We start from the raw sequence: 17,015 nt of genomic DNA on the forward strand, positions 1-17,015 counted from the left end.
GTGGCCGATGTCGGATTTGCGACAGAGCCAACCGTAGCGGCCACCTTCGCCTGTATCCGCGCCAATGGTAGGATTCGCGCCCCATGCGTATCCAAGACATTCACCAGCGCCTCGCCGACCTCGGCGCCAAGCCCGTGCACATCGGCCGGATCAGCCGTGCCTGGCTGAAGGGTCTGCCTCTGGACAGCGGCACCCGCCACCAGCAGGCCCAGGATTTCCTGCCGTTGAGCGTCCGCGAGGGCCTGGCGGCGCTCGCCGGTGAGGTTGCCGGGCTGGCTCGGTTGCGCTCCGAACACCCGGCCGCCGACGGCTCCGCGCGGTTGCTGGTCGCGCTGGCCGACGGGCAGATGGTGGAAAGCGTGTTGCTGCCGCGTGATGGACTCTGTGTGTCGAGCCAGGTCGGCTGCGCGGTGGGCTGCGTGTTCTGCATGACCGGCAAGAGCGGTCTCCTACGCCAGTTGGGCAGCGCCGAAATCGTCGCCCAGGTTGCCCTCGCCCGGCGCTTTCGCCCGGTGAAAAAGGTCGTGTTCATGGGCATGGGCGAGCCGGCGCACAACCTGGACAACGTGCTCGAGGCCATCGACCTGCTCGGCACCGACGGCGGCATCGGCCACAAGAATCTGGTCTTCTCCACGGTCGGCGATCCGCGGGTGTTCGAGCGCCTGCCGCAGCAGCGGGTCAAGCCCGCCCTCGCCCTCTCGCTGCACAGTACCGACGCCGCGTTGCGCCAGCGCCTGCTGCCGCGCGCGCCGCGCATCGATCCCGACGAGCTGGTCGAGCTGGGCGAAACCTACGCCCGCACGGTGGGGTTTCCGATCCAGTACCAGTGGACGCTGCTCGACGGAATCAACGACAGCCAGGAAGAACTCGACGGCATCGTGCGCCTGCTCAGGGGCAAGTACGCGGTGATGAACCTGATTCCCTACAACAGCCTGGAAGACGACGAGTACCAGCGCCCGGCCGGCACGCGCATCGTCGAGATCGTGCGCTACCTGCACAGCCGCGGCGTACTGACCAAGGTGCGCAATTCGGCCGGTCAGGACATCGAGGGTGGCTGCGGCCAGTTGCGCGCCCGCGCGGTGGATGTGGTCAATACGCGTAGGCTGCAACGGCGGCCGGGCTGAGGCCGCCACGACCGTCTATCGCCCGGGCGCAGCCATCGGCTAGCATCGCGTCTTTTCCCCGTCGGAGAGTAGCCATGCCCTCGCCTGTTGGAAAACACCTCGTCCATGCGTTCCTGATCGCTGCGCTCGCCGGCAGCGTCGCCCAGGCCGGACCGCTCCGCGACGCGATAGAAGCCCGCCAGGCCGCTCGGGCAGAGAAGAACGAATCCACCGTGCGTGCGTCATTGCCCGCCGGTAGCCAGGTCCGGCGGGACCTGAGCTACGGTACCGCCGCCCTGCAACGCTTCGACGTCTATCTGCCGCCGCATGCGCAATCGGCCCCGCTGATCCTGATGGTTCACGGTGGCGGCTGGTCGGAGGGCGACAAACGCAACAGCCCGGTGGTCGACAACAAGGCCGCGCATTATCTGGCCAAGGGCTACATCTTCGTTTCCACCAACTACCGGCTGCTCCCGGATGCCGACCCGATCGAGCAGGCCCGCGATGTGGCCCGCGCCCTTGCGGCGGTGCAAAGCCAGGCTGCCAGCTGGGGCGGCGACCCCGCCCGGGTGGTGTTGATGGGGCATTCGGCCGGTGCGCATCTCGTCTCGCTGCTGGCCACCGATGCAACGTTGAGCGCCGGCGTGGTGCCCAGGCCCTGGCTCGGAACCGTCGCGCTGGACAGCGCCGCCTATGACATAGAGACCATCATGCAGACCCGGCATCTGCCGCTCTACGACCGCGCGTTCGGCAAGGACAAGGCGCTGTGGAAGTCGGCGTCACCGTTTTACGCGGTGACGGCGGCCATGCATCCGCTGCTCGCCGTCTGTTCGACCCGACGCGACGACTCCTGCGCCCAGGTGGACATGTTCACCGCCAAGACCGACCGACTCGGGGTGAAAACCAGGGTGATCCGCAAGGACTACTCGCACCGGCAGATCAATGAACTGCTCGGTACCGACGCCGGCTATACCGCCGAGGTCGACGACTTCCTCGCCGGGCTCGGCCTGCACTGAGACGCTTGCGGCGTCGCTAACCGAGCGCCGTGTCGAGGAACATCATCGCCGCGAAACCGCCCATCAGCCCCATGGTCGCGGCGCTCTGATGTCCGTTACGGTGGGTTTCCGGAATGATCTCGTGGCTGACGACGAAGATCATCGCCCCCGCAGCCAGCCCCATGCTGGTGGGATAGGCGATGGCGTAGCCGCTGGAGATGCCGACGCCAAGCAACGAACCCAGCGGCTCCATGAGCCCAGTGGCGACGGCGATCAGCGCCGCGCTCAGCGCCGACAGGCCCGTGGTGCGAAGCGCCATGGCCACCGCCAAGCCCTCTGGAATGTCCTGCAGCGAGATCGCGCTAGCGAGGGGAATGCCGACGGTGAGGTCGCCACCGGCGAAGCCCACGCCGATGGCCATGCCCTCCGGCAGGTTGTGCAGCGTGATGGCGAAGACGAACAGCCAGACCCGATTGATCCGCTGGCTTTCCGGACCGTGGCGCCCACCGATTTCGTGCTCATGCGGGGTGAAACGGTCCAGGCCGACCATCAGCAAGGTGCCTAGGCCGAGGCCGAGCACCACGGTGCAGGCCGCCAGTACGTCGTTGCCGGTGATTTCCCGGGCGGCGTCGAGCCCCGGCAGGATCAGCGAGAACGAGCTGGCGGCGAGCATCATCCCGGCGGCGAAGCCCAACATCACGTCCTGCAGGCGAGAGGAAATGTTGCGCAAGCCGATCGCCAGCAACGCACCAATGGCGGTGGCGGCGAACCCCGCGAACCCGCCATACAGCGCATAACGCAGGCGCTCCGGGTTTTCCTCGAAGGCGCTCAACCCGGCGCTGAGAATCAGCCCGAGCAGCGCCAGCAAGGCGAGCACCAGGCCGACGGTCACCCAGGGATTCGCTTGCGCCTGGGCAACCCAGGCTGCACGGAAATTGGCGTACTGCTCTTGTGTCGTCTGCATCGGCTGGCTTCGCTGGTCGGTCGTCTGACAGCGGACGCAGGAAAGGGCCGCTGGGCTCATAGAGGTTATTGACCAGCGACGGGCGTCAGCGTGCCCTGCCCCAAGGCGATATGAAGGTGATCGGCTCGACGAAGTGACGGGATCGCCGGAGCAGCAAGAAATTGCAAACCGCCAGGCGAATGCGCCATTTCAGAGTTCGGCCTGCAGAAGCTCCTCGACCTTGCGCTCGTCCAGGTAGCCCGCCAGCATCCGTCGCCAACTGCCATCGTGCTTCATGGCTTCAAAGGCCTCGCTCATCCGTGCCTTCAGCGCCTGGGCACCGCGAAACTTCGGGCTGGCGGCGATGTAGCTGTCGGTCGACGAGATCGGCTTACCGATATGCATCGGCTGATGGCTGAGGCCCAGGCGCTTCCACAGGTAAAGCGAGCGCAGGTCGATTTCGTACCAGGCGACCACTCGCCGGCTGGCGAGCATGCGGGCGGCCATCTCCGGATCGGTGACCTCGACCACGCGCTGTGCGCCGGCACTGTGGGCATGCACCTCCTCGGCGCGCGGCGTCCCCCCCATGACGACGACCGGCCCGGCCTGCAACGCCTGCTCCAGGCTGTCGAACGTCTGCTCGACGCTCACCAGCACGTAGGAGGTGGGCACCACGTCGACCAGCCAGATGAAGCTTCCCTCACGCTCGGGCGTGCGCCCCAGGTTCAACACGATGCCTCGCGGGTCTTCGGCGACGTCGTGCTGCACGCGCTTCCAGGGCACGTCGCGAATGCGGCACTCCAGCGTCAGGCGCGCACAGAGTTCGCCCATCACCTCGCCGAACAGCCCGACCTGGTCCGGCCCGCTGTCCGCGAACGGCATCTGCCCGTGACCGATGTAGACGTTCACCGGCTCCCCGCGAGCGGCCGCGCCAGTAGCCAGAATCAACGCGCCACAGAGCGCACGCAAACGTCGCGAGACAGCCCTACTCGACGGCTTCGGCTGCATGCCACCCCCACCTCTATCTGCATGCCTGGAAAAAAGCTGTCGGACAATGAACCACGTCAGCACCAGTGATCGAGTAGACCGTGGCGTCGCGAAAGCCGCAACTAGACTGTACGAAAAAAAGGAACAAGACATGACAGACGAACCGGACGACAAACCCCTGACGTTTCGCGAAATGCTCGGCAGCGTGCTGGCTGCGGCACTCGGCGTGCAGAGCGGGAAAAACCGCGCGCGCGATTTCAGCCGAGGCAAACCGGTGCATTTCATCGCACTGGGCGTGCTCTTCACGCTGCTCTTCGTGGTTCTAGTACTCGGCGTGGTCAAACTGGTACTCAGCATCGCTGGCGTATAGCAGGCATCGCTACTGATGGCTTACCCAGAAGACTGCAGTGCTCACCGCGATAACGATCAGGATGAAGATCGCCCAGGCATCGACGATGCTGTCGCGGCTTTCAGGGTGTTCGGACGGCTCGCTCATTCCGTTCTCCTTATTGTTGTGGACGGCACAGCAGTAGTTAAGTCGATGTGACAGCGCCTCTCAAGGTGATGCAACAGGCAGTGCTTAGCATTAGCCGTTCTTTCGATATGTCTAAACAGCACTTTTGCGCATATCTGCTTGCTGGTATCTTTCCGCGGCTCCGTTCTGGAGAGCGCGACCGTGCGCGCTAGCAGCTGTAGAACAGCCTGAAAACAGGACCCACCTTATATGTACGTATACGACGAGTACGATCAAAAAATCGTCGAGGACCGCGTAAAGCAGTTCCGCGATCAGACCCGCCGCTACCTTGCCGGTGAACTGTCCGGTGAAGAGTTCCGCCCACTGCGCCTGCAGAACGGCCTCTACATTCAGCGTTTCGCGCCCATGCTGCGCGTCGCCGTGCCCTATGGTCTGCTCTCCTCTCGCCAGGTTCGCATGCTGGCGAAGATCGCTCGCGACTACGACAAGGGCTACGCCCACATCAGTACCCGGCAGAACGTGCAGTTCAACTGGCCGGAGCTGGAAGACATCCCGGATATCCTCGCCGAGCTGGCGACCGTGCAGATGCACGCGATTCAGACCAGCGGCAACTGCATCCGCAACACCACCACCGATCAGTTCGCTGGCGTGGCCAAGGACGAACTGGTCGATCCGCGCCCGTGGTGCGAGATCATTCGCCAGTGGTCCACGTTCCACCCCGAGTTCTCGCACCTGCCGCGCAAGTTCAAGATCGCGGTGAACGGCTCCACCAGCGATCGCGCCGCCATCGAAGTGCACGACATCGGCCTGGAAGCGGTGAAGAACGCCGAGGGCGAACTGGGCTTCCGCGTTTCCGTCGGCGGTGGCCTCGGCCGTACCCCGGTGATAGGCAGCTTCATCAACGAGTTCCTGCCGTGGAAGCACCTGCTCAGCTATCTCGACGCCATCCTGCGCGTGTACAACCGCTATGGCCGTCGCGATAACAAGTACAAGGCGCGGATCAAGATTCTGGTCAAGGCACTGACCCCCGAGGTGTTCGCCGAGCGCGTGAACGCTGAATGGGAGCACCTGAAGGACGGCCCGACGACCCTGACCGAGGCCGAGCTGCAACGCGTCGCCAGCTGCTTCGTCGACCCGGCCTATCAGGCACTCAAAGACCAGGATGCGGCGCTCGCGCAACTGGACGCCGAGCATCCCGGCTTCGCCCGCTGGCGCTCGCGTAACGTCTTCCCGCACAAGAAGCCCGGCTACTGCGCGGTGACCCTGTCGCTCAAGCCCACCGGCGTGGCGCCCGGCGACGTGACCGACAAGCAGTTCGATGCCATCGCCGACCTCGCCGATCGGTACAGCTTCGGCGAAGTGCGCAACAGCCATAACCAGAACATCATCCTCGCCGACGTCGAGCAGCGTCAGCTGTTCACCCTGTGGGGCGAACTGCGCGAGCACGGTTTCGCCACCCCGAACGTGGGCCTGCTGACCGATATCATCTGCTGCCCGGGTGGCGATTTCTGCTCGCTGGCCAACGCCAAGTCGATTCCCATCGCCGAAGCCATCCAGCGCCGCTTCGACGACCTCGACTACCTCTTCGACCTGGGTAACATCGACCTGAACATCTCGGGCTGCATGAACGCCTGCGGCCACCACCACGTCGGCCACATCGGCATTCTCGGCGTCGACAAGAAGGGCCAGGAGTTCTACCAGGTGTCCCTCGGCGGCAGCTCGGGTCGCGACGCCAGCCTGGCGCAGATCCTCGGTCCATCCTTCGCACAGGACGACATGGCCGACGTGATCGACAAGCTGATCAACGTGTACGTGGAAAAACGCAGCGAAGACGAGAGCTTCCTCGACACCTTCCGCCGCGTGGGCATCGACCCGTTCAAGGAGCGTGTATATGCAACGAATCATTAAGGACGGCCAGGTCGTCAACGAGACGTGGCACCTGCTCGGCAAAGACGCCACGCTCGACGGCATGCCCAACTGCGACGACCTGATCGTTCCGCTTTCGCTGTGGCGCGAGCACGCCCACGCCCTCAAGGCGCGCGACGGCGGGCTGGGCGTGTGGCTGGAGGCCGGTGAGGAAATCGAGGAAATCGCCGATCAGCTGGAGCACTTCCAGGTGATCGCCTTGAATTTCCCGACGTTCACCGATGGCCGGCACTCCTCTACCGCCTACATGCTGCGCACCCGCTACGGCTACAAGGGCGAAGTGCGCGCCATCGGCGATGTGCTGCGCGACCAGATGTTCGCGCTCAAGCGTTGCGGTTTCGACGCCTTCGCCGTGCGCGAAGACAAGGACCCCTTCGACGCCCTCAAGGGTCTGGATGACTTCTCCGAGGTCTACCAGGCATCCGCCGACCAGCCGCTACCGCTGTTCCGACGCCGCCAGGCATAAATGAAAAAGCCCCGCAGAGCGGGGCTTTTTCTTGTGCGGGCGGAAGGGTCAGGCGTGGTAGTCCAGCGCCACGTGCTTGCTCTCCACCAGCTTGCCCGCCGACAGCGAAAGCATCAGCAGGCTGATCAGCTCATGCATGATCAGGGTGTGGCGGTTGCCGCTGTCGATCATCTGCTTGCGCAGCAGCTCGCGGACTTCCGGCTTCCCGGTAACGTCGATGAGGATATCCAGTTCCTCGCCAATCGCGGCCAGCTCGGTGAAATCGGTGGTGACGTGCACGCCATGCTGGCGCGCCAGGACCATGCCAGGGCTCTGCACATCGATATCGGCGACGCCAAGCATCTTCACGAACGGTGCGGCGAGGAGTTGTTCGAGCAGCGGAGTGCCGGTTTCACCCGCCCCGATCAGCGCAATGCGGAATTCTTTCATGATGCCCCCAGGCAGCTAAGTGAGGGCAGCACTGTGCCAGTTCGGCGGGCCGGCCAAGTTGATGCCGGCCAATGAATCGGCGGCTCAGTCGAGATTGACCAGCAGGCGACCGACCTGCTTGCCCGCGAGAATCGCCGCAATCGCTTCGGGCAATGCGTCGAGGCTGATTTCACGGCTCAACTCGTCCAGGTTGACCAACTTCCATTGCAGAGAGAGTTTGTCCCACATGGATGCCTTGACCACCAGCGGCAGCTCCACCGAATCGACGCCCAGCAGGTTCACGCCGCGCAGGATGAACGGCATGACATTGGCCTTGAACGCCACGCCCGCCGTCAGCCCGCAACAGGCGACACTGCCGCCGTAGCGCAGCGACTTGACCACGTTGAACAGGATGTCGCCGCCGACGGTATCCACCGCTCCCGCCCACTGCTCCTTGAGCATAGGTTTTTCCAGGCCCTCCTGGAGCGCCTCGCGGGTGACGATCTGCGTGGCACCCAGGCTGCGCAGGTAATCCGCCTGCTCCGCTTTGCCCGTGGCCGCCGCCACCGTGTAGCCGAGGCTGGAGAGCAGCGTCACGGCGACGCTGCCGACGCCGCCGCTGGCGCCGGTAACCAGAACCGGCCCGGCCTGGGGATCGAGCCCGGCGCTCTCGAGCTTGTCCACGCAGAGCGCAGCCGTCAGCCCGGCCGTGCCCAGCACCATCGCCTCGCGCAGGCTCAGCCCCTGTGGACGCTTGATCAGCCAGGGCGCCGGCACGCGGATGTATTGACCGAAGCCACCGGCGGTGTTCATGCCAAGGTCATAGCCGGTGACGATCACCTCATCGCCCACGGCGAACTCACCCACGGCGGACTCGACGACCGTGCCTGCCGCGTCGATCCCCGGCGTGTGGGGAAACTGCCTGGTCACACCGCGATTGCCGCTGGCGGACAACGCGTCCTTGAAGTTGAGCGACGAATAGCGAACGCGGACCAGCACATCGCCGGCGGGCAGGTCGGCGACATCGCGCTCCACCACCCGCTGCACGAATGCCCCGTCCTGGCCCTCGCTGGCCTGTAACGCCTTGAATGTGCTCATCTCGTCCTCCTACCAGAATCGTTGTTGGTTGAGCCGGCTCCACCAGTTCAGCAGCACGTGATCGACGGCGACGCTGGCGGCCATGCCAAAGCGCTCCTGAAGGCTCTTCTTCTCCGCGTAGTGCAGATGAAACAGGTCGGCGTCCTTGGCACGCTCGGCCAGGTACTCGTCGCTGGTCTTCAACTCGTCGACCAGTTGCTTGCCCAGCGCGGCCATGCCGAGCCAGACCTCTCCCGTGGCGATTTCATCGATCGCCAGCTGAGGCCGGTAGCGCGCGACGAAGTTCTTGAACAGTTCGTGGGTGGTCTCAAGGTCCTCCTGGAATTTCTCCCGGCCCTTCTCGGTGTTCTCGCCGAACACCGTCAGGGTGCGCTTGAACTCACCTGCGGTAAGCACTTCGAAATCGACATCATGTTTCTTCAGCAGCCGATGGACGTTCGGCAACTGCGCAACCACGCCGATCGAACCGAGGATGGCGAAGGGCGCGGAGATAATCTTCTCGCCGATGCAGGCCATCATGTAGCCGCCGCTGGCCGCGACCTTGTCGACGCAGACGGTCAATGGAACCCCGGCCTGACGGATTCGCGCCAGTTGCGAAGACGCCAGCCCGTAACTGTGCACCATGCCGCCGCCGCTCTCCAGGCGCAGCACCACCTCATCCTTGGGCGTGGCCAGCGTAAGCAGCGCCGTCACCTCATGGCGCAGGTTCTCCACTGCGGAGGCCTTGATGTCGCCATCGAAATCCAGCACATAGACGCGCGGCTTCGGTTCTGCAGCCTTCTTCGCCAGTTTTTCCACCTTGGCTTCCGCCTTGCGCTGGCTCTTCAGCCGGTCCTTGTCGATCACCGACTGCTCCAGCCGGTCGCGCAGGCCTTTGTAGAAATCATTCAGCTTGTGCACGTTGAGCTGACCGCTGCTGCGGTTGCGTCCCCTGCCGCGCAGCGCGGCGACGGTGAGCAGCACCACCAGGATCGCCAGCACTACGGTCAGCGTCTTGGCCAGAAAGCTTGCGTAATCCGCCAGAAACTCCACATCGACTCCTTCATCGCTACGCGCCGGCCACTGCCGACGACCCGTTCTTTCCCAAGCATACCGGCCGCGGCCCGTGGGTAGCCACCGGCAAGCCAACTCAACTGCTCGTCGCCGGCATTCAAACAAGCGTATGTTTTTTCGTTGACAGTGCGCCGCCGATCCCCCTACTCTCGCGAAACTTCAGCGTACCGGGATGAAAGCGGACGTGGGCAGCATCTATCTGATTCGACATGGCCAGGCTTCGTTCGGTGCCGACGACTACGACGTGCTGTCCGCCACCGGCGTACGCCAGGCCGAAGTGCTGGGCGACCACCTGGCACGTGTCGGCATCACCTTCGATCGCTGCCTGAGCGGCGACCTGCGCCGCCAGCAGCATACCGGTGTGACCGCGGTCGGGCGCATGCGCGATGCCGGGCTGACGATTCCCGAACTGGAAACCGACGCGGCCTTCAATGAGTTCAAGGCCGACGAGGTGATCCGCGCACACCTGCCGGACATCCTCGCTGAAGAGCCCGACGCGCTGCACATCATGCGCAACGCCGCCGAGCACCGCGCCGAATTCCAGCGCCTGTTCTCGCTGATCATCGGCCGCTGGATTTCCGGCGAGCACGAGCGCGAAGGCCTGCAGAGCTGGCAGTCCTTCCTCGACCAGGCGCGCAGCGGGCTCGAGCGGCTGCTGAGCAGCGCCGGGCCGAGAGACCGCATCGCCGTGTTCACCTCCGGCGGCACCATCAGCGCCCTCCTGCAACTGATCATCGGGGTTCCGGCCGTCAAGGCATTCGAACTCAACTGGCAGATCGTCAACACCTCGCTCAGCCACCTGCGGTTCCGGGGCAACGAAGTGTCACTGGCTTCCTTCAACAGTCATGCGCATCTGGAACTGTTGAAGGCGCCGGAGCTCATCACCTACCGCTGAGCGCCGGCCAATCGGCCCTGCGTGGCCGTCATCATCCATAACAAAGGAACGAAACCATGAGCAATTCCGCAGACATCATCCAAACCATGAAATCCAAGTTCAACGCTGGCGCGGCTGCCGGTTTGGATCTGGTCTTCCAGTTCAACATCGAAGATGGCGAAAACCACTATCTGGTCGTTAAGGATGGCACCTGCGATGTGCAGAAGGGCGACGCCGACGCCCCGAACGTCACCCTGATCATGGATACCGAAACACTGCAAGGCATCACCAGCGGCGAAACCGACGGCATGCAGGCTTTCATGGGCGGCAAACTGCGCGCCGAAGGCGACATGATGCTGGCCATGAAGCTGAGCGAACTGTTCCCAGTCTGATCGACCCAGGCAGCGAAAAAAACCGGAGTCATTCACTCCGGTTTTTTATTGCCCGGACGGCGATCAGGCAACCTGATCAGCCGGCAACACGCTGGTCTATAACGGCCCGCATGCCTTGTGAAGGCTTCGGCAAGCGCATTAGATTGTCCAATAATCAAAGGCGCCGATCATAAGTAGAAGGGATAAACATGACGCTGACTGATCAATCCACCGGCATCCGCGATGGCGAGGAACTCGACGCCGCCGCCATCGACGCCTACCTCAAGACGCAAATCCCCGGGCTGGATGGAACGCCTCGCATCAGCCAGTTCCCCGGCGGCGCCTCCAACCTCACCTATCTGCTGGAGTACCCCGGCCAGGAGTTCGTCCTGCGCCGGCCGCCGTTCGGGCACAAGGCGAAGTCCGCGCACGACATGGGACGCGAATTCCGCATCCTCAATCAGCTGCGGGACGATTTCCCCTACTGCCCGAAAGCCTACGTGCACTGCGTCGACGAGTCGGTCATCGGCGCCGAGTTCTATGTGATGGAGCGGGTAAAGGGAATCATCCTGCGCGCCGACCTGCCAACCGAGCTGAACCTCGACGGAGCCCGCACCCGTGCGCTATGCAAGAGCTTCATCGACAAGCTGGTCGACCTGCACAACGTCGACTATCAGGCCTGTGGCCTCGGCGATCTCGGCAAACCGGAAGGCTACGTGCAACGCCAGATCGGCGGTTGGAGCGATCGCTACGAGAAGGCGCTGACACCCGACGCGCCGAGTTGGGAGCCGGTGAAGGCCTGGCTAAAGGACAAGATGCCGGCCGATCATCCCAAGCCCGGCATCGTCCACAACGACTACCGCTTCGACAACGTCATCCTCGACCCGAACGATCCGATGCGCATCATTGGCGTACTCGACTGGGAGCTAACCACCATCGGCGATCCGCTGATGGACTTGGGCAACACCCTCGCCTACTGGATAGAGGCCGGCGACCCGGCGCCGGTCCAGTTGATGCGCCGCCAGCCGAGCAATGCCCCTGGCATGCTGACGCGCCAGGAGTTCGTCGACTATTACGCCGAACGTGCAGGCATCGAGATACCCAGCTTCGATTTCTACTATACCTACGGCCTGTTCCGCCTGGCCGGCATCGTCCAGCAGATCTACTACCGCTTCTATCACGGGCAGACGCAGGACAAGCGCTTCGCCCAGTTCGTCCAGATGAACAAACTGCTCGAGCACATGAGCCTGCAAGTCATCGGCAAGTCTCGGCTCTAACGACCAATAACAAGGGGAACCCCATGTCCAAGACGCACCTGTTCGACCTCGACGGCAAGATCGCCTTCGTCTCCGGCGCCAGCCGCGGTATCGGCGAAGCGATCGCCAAACTGCTCGCCCAGCAAGGCGCCCATGTCATTGTGTCGAGCCGCAAGATCGACGGCTGCCAGGCCGTGGCCGACGCCATCACCGCCGAAGGAGGCAAAGCCACCGCCATCGCCTGCCACATCGGCGAAATGGAGCAGATCCAGAGCGTGTTCGCGCAGATTCGCGAACAGTTCGGGCGCCTGGACATCCTGGTCAACAACGCCGCCACCAACCCGCAGTTCTGCAACGTACTGGACACCGACCTTTCGGCATTTCAGAAGACCGTCGACGTGAACATCCGCGGCTACTACTTCATGTCCATCGAAGGCGGCAAGCTGATGAAGGAAAACGGCGGTGGCAGCATCATCAACGTCGCTTCGATCAACGGCGTTTCGCCGGGCGAGTTCCAGGGCATCTACTCGGTGACCAAGGCGGCGGTGATCAGCATGACCAAGGTTTTCGCCAAGGAATGCGCGCAGTTCGGTATCCGCTGCAACGCCCTGCTGCCGGGCCTTACCGATACCAAGTTCGCCTCCGCGCTGACCAAGAACGACAGCATCCTGAAGATGGCGCTGCAACGCATCCCGCTCAAGCGCGTCGCCGACCCGAGCGAAATGGCCGGCACCGTGCTCTACCTCGCCAGCGACGCGTCCAGCTACACCACCGGCGTGGCGCTGAACGTCGACGGTGGCTTCCTCTCCTGATCCTGCCGTAACCCGGATGTCGAATCCGCCCAGTCCGCATCGCGCGCCGGGCGGATTGCATTCTGGCTCAGGAAGGGCCAGCCCCGCCGGCCGACGCAGGTAGCCGGATACTCACGCGCAACCCGCCCAGCGGGCTATCGAGCAGATCGATATGGCCCCGCCACGCCTCCACGATATCGCGGACGATGCTCAGGCCAAGGCCATGGCCGCTGACCTGCTCGTCGAGTCGAACCCCTCGCCCCAACGCGTCGTCACGTCGGCTCGTCTCGATTCCGGGGCCGTCGTCATCGATCAGCAGGACGATCCCGCCGCGCGCTTCGAGCACCTGCAGGCGCACCTTCGAATCGGCCCATTTGCAGGCGTTGTCCAGCAGATTGCCCAGCAACTCCAGCACGTCCTCGCGATCACGCTGAATGCTCAGCTGGGGCTCGGCCTCCCAGCTCAGCTCGCAAGCCTGACCGTGAATCATCTGCAGAGTCGCGAAAAGCGCGGGCAGCTCCTGGGCGCAGACGAATTGCGCGCCCGGCAGGACCTCGCCGGCCAGCCGCGCGCGGCCCAGCTCACGAGACAGGCGCTGCTCGATCTGCTCCAGCTGCTCGCGCAAGGTCTGACGCAGCGCCGGATGGGCATCGAACTCGCTTCGCGCAAGCAAACTGACCAGTACCGCCAGCGGCGTTTTCAGCGCGTGACCGAGGTTGCCGAGGGCATTGCGCGAGCGATGCAGGGTCTGTTCGGTGTGCTCGAGCAAGTGGTTGATCTGCCTGACCAGAGGCTCCAGCTCGTCGGGGACGTCGGAATCGAGGGTGCCGCGGCGGCCATCCTGAAGCTGCGCGATCTGTACTCGGGCGCGCTCGAGCGGCCGCAGCGCGCGTCGAACGGTAAGCCGTTGCAGCAGCAGGATCAGCAACAAGGCGCCCGCGCCGAGTGCCAGCCCGACGATACGGACGCGTCGGAAACTGTCGAGAATCGGCGTGTAGTCTTGTGCCACCGTTATCGACAGCGAGCGCCCGAGCCGCCGGTAGTCGGCGCGATAGACCAGCAACTGCTGCGCCTGCGGACCGTTCGCCAGCGCCTCCATCAGGCCCGGTTTTTCCGGCAACGGGAGCGTGCTGTCCCACAGCGATCGCGAGCGCCAGGTCTTGCCGTCCACATTGATATGGAAATAGTGACCCGAAAGCGGCTGCTGAAAGGCCGGGCCTACCCGCGACTCGTCCAGTTGCGGGCCATTCTGGCCGCGTACCAGCGCCGCGAGCAGCGCCTCGCTGTCGTCCCGCAGGTTGTCTTCCAGGTAACGACGCAGGCCCGACTCGAAAAGCCAGAGGCTCGTCTGTGCAAGAAGCAGCCCCACCACCAGCAGCGCACCGCCGAGCCCGAGTCCAAGACGCCGCTGAATCGACCTCAAGCCTTGATACCGGCGAAGCGATAGCCCTGTCCGCGACGGGTCTCGATCACCTCGCGGCCAAGCTTGCCGCGCAGGCGGTTCACGTGGACCTCGAGCACATTCGAGTCGCGCTCGGTCTCGCCGTCATAGAGGTGCTCGGCCAGGCGGGTTTTCGAAAGAATTTTCCCAGGATGCAGCATGAAGTATCGCAACAGGCGGAATTCGCCCGCGGTCAGCTCGGTGACGCGATTCTCCAGGCTCACCGTCTGCTCGGATTCGTTCAGCTGCAGCCCCGATGCCTCCAGGTGCGGCTGATTGGCCAGCCCATGAGAACGCCGCAACAGCGCCTGGATACGCAGTTGCAGTTCCTCGGGGTGGAAGGGTTTGGTGACATAGTCGTCGGCGCCTGCCTTGAGCCCATCGATGCGTTCGGCCCAGGAACCACGCGCGGTGAGGATCAGCACGGGTACGCTCAGTCCCCCTGCGCGCCACTCGGCGAGCAGTTCGCGGCCGGGCTTACCGGGCAACCCCAGGTCGAGGATGATCAGGTCATAGGGCTCGCTCGCCCCTTGATAGAGCGCGTCGCGACCGTCCGCCAGCCAATCCACGGCGTAGCCCTTGGCGCTGAGATCGGCAATCAGTTCATCGGCCAGCGGTACGCTGTCCTCCACTAGCAACAGGCGCATCAGTCGTCTTCCTCGTCCTTCAGAATCCTGCCCGTCGACGCATCGAGCTCGATCTCGCGCACCACGCCTTCGCTGGTGAGCAGCTCGATCTCATAGACGAGCACGTCGTCCTCTTCCTCAAGCTCAGCCTCCAGCAAACGCGCCCCGGGATGGCGTCCCAGGGCGTTTTGCAGCAGCGTTTCCAGCGGCTGAATGATGCCTTTCTCACGCAAGCGCAGAGCCTCGTCCTGGTCCAGGTCACGTGCGGAAGCAGGCACGACCAGGGCCAGAATAAAAGAGGCGAACAGCACCGAGCCGAAAGGGGTAAATCGCTTCATCAATCGTCCTGGTGGTCCTTCAGCACTTGGCCATTGGTGGCGTCAAGCTCGAGGTCCCACTGGATACCCTGCTTGTCGCGCAGCTCTACCTTGTACAGATAGCGCCCATATTCTTCTTCCAATTCGGTTTCCTCGATCACCGAACCTGGGTGTTTGGCCAACGCGGCCTGGTTCAGCTTCTCGAAATTCTGGACCGTGCCGGCGTCACGCAGTTTCAGCGCTTCATCCGGGCCGAGGTCCTTGGCCTGCGCCAGGCTGGTAAGGGAGGCGAAGGCGGCAGCGGCAAAAAGGGCAGTGATCTTGGCATTCATCTTTTGGATTCCTGTGTTTTGTTTGGACAAGCACAGACTATCCAACGCCGCTTAACTCAAACTGAACCGTAGTTACGAAGCATCCGACGAGGAGATGCCCATCATTCGGCCCATGAAGGCTTCTTGGGTGAGCCGTACGAATCCTTATAATCGTGCGCTAGAACCGGAGCCCAGCATGACCGCCATCCATATCAAATTCCCTGCGCTTTCCCTCCGCGCCGGAGCGCGAGCCCTGACACGCATACGCGAGCGGGGTTTGCACGCCGAGGACGTCGGCATCTTACCCGGAGCGGCCGGCGGCCCCAAGGCACTGGGTATCCAGGGATTGGACCTCGCACTGTTCGGGGAGTGGCTACCTGGCGCGCCGCGGGAACGGTCGCTGATTGGCGCATCGATCGGTTCCTGGCGCTTCGCCAGTGCCTGCCTGTCCGACCCGGTCGACGGAATTCGTCGACTGGGCGAGCTTTACACATCGCAGCGCTTCGCCAAGGGCGTGAGCATGGCCGAAGTCAGCCGCGCCTGTATCCGCATGCTGGATGAACTGCTCGCCGGCCAGGATGCAGACATCCTGAATTCACCGCTGAATCGGCTGAACATCGTGGTGGTGAAAAGCAACGGGCTGCTGTCCGCCGATCACCGAGGGCGCCTCGGCCTTGGTCTCTCGACGGTGGCCGGCAGCAATCTGCTGGGCCGCCCTCGCCTCGCCCGCCATTTCGAGCGCGTCATTCTGCACGACAGTCGCCTGCCACCTCCGCTAGCCGCGCTCAGCGACTTTCCCTCACGCTACCTGCCGCTGGACACCGGCAACCTGCGCCAGGCACTACTGGCATCGGGCTCGATTCCCATGGTCATGGAAGGAGTGAAAGATATTCCCGGCCTGGGCCCCGGGACCTATCGAGACGGTGGCCTGCTCGACTACCACCTCGACCTTCCCTATACGGGAGAAGGTGTAGTGCTTTACCCGCACTTCACCGATAAGGTCATTCCTGGCTGGTTTGATAAGGCGCTTCCCTGGCGAAAGGGCTGCAGCGAACGCCTTCAAAACGTCTTGCTGGTTTCCCCTTCGAAGGATTATCTAGGTCGTCTTCCCCACGGCAAGCTGCCGGACCGCAAGGACTTCACCCGCTTCCTGGGCGACGACCTGGGTAGAGAGCGCTACTGGCGAAAGGCTATGGAAGAAAGTGGCAGGCTAGGCGACGAATTCATGGAACTGACGCAAAACGGACGACTTCACGAGCAGCTCCACCCGCTGTGATGGGTTATGTGAACGCAGATCCAGCCGCATGATCGGCAGGAAGTTGGCCGGGAAGTAGAGGAGCAGCGCCGCCAGGACTAGTGCCAGGCTGCGCGACACGACGGCGTGGCGGTGGGTGTAGAGCTCGTATCCGCAACGCGGGCAGATCGCCTTCTGCCCCAGCGCCAGGTCGGGCTTGAGCATCAGCAGATCGCACTCGTGGCAGGCGATCAGTTCGTCGAGCGGGCGCTCGGCAAGAGACCGGGAATCGGCCGTATCAGGCATTGGCAAGGCTCGGCAGTCCAGCATCCAGTTTCGG

General features: G+C 63.6%; 19 protein-coding genes and 1 pseudogene. 10 read left to right on the forward strand and 10 right to left on the reverse strand.

What is annotated here, in order from left to right:
* The first annotated feature begins 83 nt into the window (after positions 1 to 83).
* The gene (locus QMX85_RS16220; RefSeq protein ID WP_282342539.1) at positions 84 to 1,124 is read left to right on the forward strand and encodes an RNA methyltransferase; all 1,041 of its coding nucleotides are present in this window, start codon (positions 84 to 86) and stop codon (positions 1,122 to 1,124) included.
* A gap of 74 nt (positions 1,125 to 1,198) precedes the next feature.
* Positions 1,199 to 2,119, forward strand: coding sequence for an alpha/beta hydrolase (locus QMX85_RS16225; protein ID WP_282342541.1), 921 nt, complete (start codon positions 1,199 to 1,201; stop codon positions 2,117 to 2,119).
* 16 nt (positions 2,120 to 2,135) lie between these two features.
* On the opposite strand, the gene QMX85_RS16230 is transcribed toward QMX85_RS16225, so the two are convergent.
* Positions 2,136 to 3,062 (reverse strand): ZIP family metal transporter, encoded by a 927-nt coding sequence (locus QMX85_RS16230; RefSeq protein WP_282342543.1) that lies wholly within the window; start codon positions 3,060 to 3,062, stop codon positions 2,136 to 2,138.
* Between the two features lie 189 nt (positions 3,063 to 3,251).
* Positions 3,252 to 3,950, reverse strand: coding sequence for a transporter substrate-binding domain-containing protein (locus QMX85_RS16235; RefSeq protein WP_282342544.1), 699 nt, complete (start codon positions 3,948 to 3,950; stop codon positions 3,252 to 3,254).
* A 229-nt stretch (positions 3,951 to 4,179) separates the two neighbouring features.
* On the opposite strand from QMX85_RS16235, the gene QMX85_RS16240 reads away from it, so the two are divergent.
* The 3 genes from QMX85_RS16240 (at position 4,180) to QMX85_RS16250 (ending at position 6,895) form a co-directional block, all read left to right on the forward strand.
* A complete protein-coding gene (locus QMX85_RS16240) occupies positions 4,180 to 4,398 on the forward strand; it encodes a DUF2970 domain-containing protein (protein ID WP_090230458.1) in 219 nt (72 codons plus the stop codon).
* A 354-nt stretch (positions 4,399 to 4,752) separates the two neighbouring features.
* On the forward strand, positions 4,753 to 6,411 hold the full coding sequence (locus QMX85_RS16245) for a nitrite/sulfite reductase (protein ID WP_282342545.1): 1,659 nt from the start codon (positions 4,753 to 4,755) through the stop codon (positions 6,409 to 6,411).
* Positions 6,395 to 6,895: a DUF934 domain-containing protein gene (locus QMX85_RS16250; protein ID WP_282342546.1), complete on the forward strand. Its 501-nt coding sequence runs from the start codon at positions 6,395 to 6,397 to the stop codon at positions 6,893 to 6,895. Before QMX85_RS16245 ends, QMX85_RS16250 begins: the two co-directional genes overlap by 17 nt.
* 48 nt (positions 6,896 to 6,943) lie before the next feature.
* Here the strand turns inward: QMX85_RS16250 and QMX85_RS16255 are convergent, their stop codons facing one another.
* The 3 genes from QMX85_RS16255 to sohB all read right to left on the reverse strand — a co-directional run bounded on the left by QMX85_RS16255 (position 6,944) and on the right by sohB (position 9,433).
* Positions 6,944 to 7,324 carry a hypothetical protein gene (locus tag QMX85_RS16255; RefSeq protein WP_282342547.1) on the reverse strand — a complete coding sequence of 127 codons (381 nt, stop codon included), beginning with the start codon at positions 7,322 to 7,324 and terminating at the stop codon, positions 6,944 to 6,946.
* Positions 7,325 to 7,408: 84 nt separating this feature from the next.
* Positions 7,409 to 8,401: a YhdH/YhfP family quinone oxidoreductase gene (locus QMX85_RS16260; protein WP_282342549.1), complete on the reverse strand. Its 993-nt coding sequence runs from the start codon at positions 8,399 to 8,401 to the stop codon at positions 7,409 to 7,411.
* Between the two features lie 9 nt (positions 8,402 to 8,410).
* Positions 8,411 to 9,433 (reverse strand): protease SohB, encoded by a 1,023-nt coding sequence (gene sohB / locus QMX85_RS16265; protein ID WP_282342550.1) that lies wholly within the window; start codon positions 9,431 to 9,433, stop codon positions 8,411 to 8,413.
* Positions 9,434 to 9,638: 205 nt separating this feature from the next.
* On the opposite strand from sohB, the gene QMX85_RS16270 reads away from it, so the two are divergent.
* From QMX85_RS16270 to QMX85_RS16285, 4 genes are all read left to right on the forward strand, one after another.
* Positions 9,639 to 10,349, forward strand: a complete 711-nt coding sequence (locus tag QMX85_RS16270) for a histidine phosphatase family protein (protein ID WP_282342551.1) — start codon at positions 9,639 to 9,641, stop codon at positions 10,347 to 10,349.
* Between the two features lie 56 nt (positions 10,350 to 10,405).
* Positions 10,406 to 10,720, forward strand: coding sequence for an SCP2 sterol-binding domain-containing protein (locus QMX85_RS16275; RefSeq protein ID WP_090230441.1), 315 nt, complete (start codon positions 10,406 to 10,408; stop codon positions 10,718 to 10,720).
* Positions 10,721 to 10,908: 188 nt separating this feature from the next.
* Entirely contained in the window at positions 10,909 to 11,976 is a 1,068-nt protein-coding gene (locus QMX85_RS16280; protein WP_282342555.1) for a phosphotransferase family protein, read from the forward strand.
* Between the two features lie 23 nt (positions 11,977 to 11,999).
* Positions 12,000 to 12,767: an SDR family oxidoreductase gene (locus tag QMX85_RS16285; protein WP_090230437.1), complete on the forward strand. Its 768-nt coding sequence runs from the start codon at positions 12,000 to 12,002 to the stop codon at positions 12,765 to 12,767.
* 67 nt (positions 12,768 to 12,834) lie between these two features.
* On the opposite strand, the gene QMX85_RS16290 is transcribed toward QMX85_RS16285, so the two are convergent.
* Genes QMX85_RS16290 through QMX85_RS16305 form a run of 4 tightly spaced genes read right to left on the reverse strand, consistent with a single transcriptional unit; the run spans position 12,835 to position 15,462 of the window.
* The gene (locus tag QMX85_RS16290) at positions 12,835 to 14,169 is read right to left on the reverse strand and encodes an ATP-binding protein (protein WP_282342558.1); all 1,335 of its coding nucleotides are present in this window, start codon (positions 14,167 to 14,169) and stop codon (positions 12,835 to 12,837) included.
* Complete coding sequence (locus QMX85_RS16295) at positions 14,166 to 14,834, reverse strand: response regulator transcription factor (RefSeq protein ID WP_282342560.1); 669 nt, start codon at positions 14,832 to 14,834, stop codon at positions 14,166 to 14,168. Before QMX85_RS16295 ends, QMX85_RS16290 begins: the two co-directional genes overlap by 4 nt.
* Positions 14,834 to 15,151, reverse strand: a complete 318-nt coding sequence (locus QMX85_RS16300; RefSeq protein ID WP_282342562.1) for a PepSY domain-containing protein — start codon at positions 15,149 to 15,151, stop codon at positions 14,834 to 14,836. Before QMX85_RS16300 ends, QMX85_RS16295 begins: the two co-directional genes overlap by 1 nt.
* A complete protein-coding gene (locus QMX85_RS16305) occupies positions 15,151 to 15,462 on the reverse strand; it encodes a PepSY domain-containing protein (protein WP_090230426.1) in 312 nt (103 codons plus the stop codon). Before QMX85_RS16305 ends, QMX85_RS16300 begins: the two co-directional genes overlap by 1 nt.
* A gap of 175 nt (positions 15,463 to 15,637) precedes the next feature.
* Here QMX85_RS16305 and QMX85_RS16310 point away from each other — a divergent pair, with 175 nt between their 5' ends.
* Positions 15,638 to 16,717, forward strand: a complete 1,080-nt coding sequence (locus QMX85_RS16310; protein WP_282342566.1) for a patatin-like phospholipase family protein — start codon at positions 15,638 to 15,640, stop codon at positions 16,715 to 16,717.
* 15 nt (positions 16,718 to 16,732) lie between these two features.
* Here the strand turns inward: QMX85_RS16310 and QMX85_RS16315 are convergent.
* Positions 16,733 to 16,981 (reverse strand): annotated as a pseudogene (locus tag QMX85_RS16315) (paraquat-inducible protein A); the annotation flags it as partial.
* Between the last annotated feature and the right edge of the window lie 34 nt (positions 16,982 to 17,015).

The organism is Pseudomonas sp. PS02288 (assembly GCF_029959715.1).
Classification (GTDB): Bacteria; Pseudomonadota; Gammaproteobacteria; order Pseudomonadales; family Pseudomonadaceae; genus Pseudomonas_O; species Pseudomonas_O kuykendallii.

Coding starts and splice junctions, on each gene's coding strand:
- QMX85_RS16250 (WP_282342546.1), top strand. CDS start 6,395: ATGCAACGAATCATTAAGGACGGCCAGGTCGTCAACGAGACGTGGCAC.
- QMX85_RS16310 (WP_282342566.1), top strand. CDS start 15,638: ATGACCGCCATCCATATCAAATTCCCTGCGCTTTCCCTCCGCGCCGGA.
- QMX85_RS16285 (WP_090230437.1), top strand. CDS start 12,000: ATGTCCAAGACGCACCTGTTCGACCTCGACGGCAAGATCGCCTTCGTC.
- QMX85_RS16295 (WP_282342560.1), bottom strand. CDS start 14,834: ATGCGCCTGTTGCTAGTGGAGGACAGCGTACCGCTGGCCGATGAACTG.
- QMX85_RS16260 (WP_282342549.1), bottom strand. CDS start 8,401: ATGAGCACATTCAAGGCGTTACAGGCCAGCGAGGGCCAGGACGGGGCA.
- QMX85_RS16300 (WP_282342562.1), bottom strand. CDS start 15,151: ATGAAGCGATTTACCCCTTTCGGCTCGGTGCTGTTCGCCTCTTTTATT.
- QMX85_RS16225 (WP_282342541.1), top strand. CDS start 1,199: ATGCCCTCGCCTGTTGGAAAACACCTCGTCCATGCGTTCCTGATCGCT.
- QMX85_RS16245 (WP_282342545.1), top strand. CDS start 4,753: ATGTACGTATACGACGAGTACGATCAAAAAATCGTCGAGGACCGCGTA.
- QMX85_RS16240 (WP_090230458.1), top strand. CDS start 4,180: ATGACAGACGAACCGGACGACAAACCCCTGACGTTTCGCGAAATGCTC.
- QMX85_RS16220 (WP_282342539.1), top strand. CDS start 84: ATGCGTATCCAAGACATTCACCAGCGCCTCGCCGACCTCGGCGCCAAG.
- QMX85_RS16230 (WP_282342543.1), bottom strand. CDS start 3,062: ATGCAGACGACACAAGAGCAGTACGCCAATTTCCGTGCAGCCTGGGTT.
- QMX85_RS16280 (WP_282342555.1), top strand. CDS start 10,909: ATGACGCTGACTGATCAATCCACCGGCATCCGCGATGGCGAGGAACTC.
- QMX85_RS16275 (WP_090230441.1), top strand. CDS start 10,406: ATGAGCAATTCCGCAGACATCATCCAAACCATGAAATCCAAGTTCAAC.
- QMX85_RS16305 (WP_090230426.1), bottom strand. CDS start 15,462: ATGAATGCCAAGATCACTGCCCTTTTTGCCGCTGCCGCCTTCGCCTCC.
- QMX85_RS16255 (WP_282342547.1), bottom strand. CDS start 7,324: ATGAAAGAATTCCGCATTGCGCTGATCGGGGCGGGTGAAACCGGCACT.